This window comes from Paraburkholderia sp. 31.1 (assembly GCF_014397645.1).
Lineage (GTDB): Bacteria > Pseudomonadota > Gammaproteobacteria > Burkholderiales > Burkholderiaceae > Paraburkholderia > Paraburkholderia tuberum.
Genome location: NZ_VZQN01000236.1, coordinates 1 through 291 on the forward strand (window position 1 = coordinate 1; position 291 = coordinate 291).

The window sequence follows — 291 nt, forward strand, 5'->3', positions numbered from 1 at the left end:
CGTCGACCGTCGTCTCGCCAATCGGCGTGCCGTTGTCGATCACGATGATCGTGTCGCCCGGTTCACCCTCGCCCACCAGCGTCGGCGTCGTGTCGTCCGTGCTCTCACCATTGCCCACCGGACCCTGAACCGGACCTTCGTCGTCAATCACTTCGCCAATGACCGGCTGGTCCGGCGCAGTCGTGTCCACAATCACCGTCCGCGGGTCCGACGGCCCACTTTCGTTGCCCGCAGGATCGCGCTCCACCACCGTGAACTGATGCTCGCCCTCTTCCAGCGGCGTCTCAGGCG

Annotated in this window: 1 protein-coding gene; it reads right to left on the bottom strand. The window is 66.0% G+C overall.

The window, feature by feature from the left end:
* Nucleotides 1-291, bottom strand: a 291-nt coding sequence (locus F6X37_RS38190; RefSeq protein WP_187614703.1) for a hypothetical protein, incomplete at both ends; no start/stop codon positions are given.